The following is a 395-nucleotide window of genomic DNA, read 5'->3' as shown; positions in this document are numbered from 1 at the left end:
AAGCTCAACGCTTCATATCGTGAAAACTTAGCCTTTTTAACGTTATTTTCTAATACGTCAATTGAGTATGCTGTTGATTCACTGAAATCAACACCTTGCAAATTTGTTCTCATAAATAAACTGTAGCTAAAATCACTATAAATCATTGTTGAACCTGCAAAGTTACCTTCACGGAAATCAACATCATGCAACTTACATTCATCCAAAACTAATGCATTTAAGGTCAGGCCAAAGAAAGACGAGTCATTTAAAATACAACGCTTAAAACTTAGCTCAAAGTCTGAGTGATAAACTGGCCATGTCGCTTTCGTCCAATCAACGCCAACTAACTTACTGTCTTGAAATTTAAGCTCAAAGAGCTTTGAGTTTGTAAAATCGACCAAACTCAAATTACA

At 34.7% G+C, this 395-nt stretch carries 1 protein-coding gene; it reads right to left on the bottom strand.

The genetic code is table 11. From position 1 onward, the window contains the following. Nucleotides 1-395: pentapeptide repeat-containing protein (locus AACW06_RS20155; RefSeq protein ID WP_192076394.1), on the bottom strand; the 395-nt coding region annotated here is incomplete at both ends.

Origin of the sequence: Vibrio sp. S12_S33 (assembly GCF_963889785.1) — a bacterium.
Classification (GTDB): Bacteria; Pseudomonadota; Gammaproteobacteria; order Enterobacterales; family Vibrionaceae; genus Vibrio; species Vibrio aestuarianus.
Note: the sequence above shows the minus strand (reverse complement) of the source record. Positions and strands in the feature narration are given on the sequence as shown.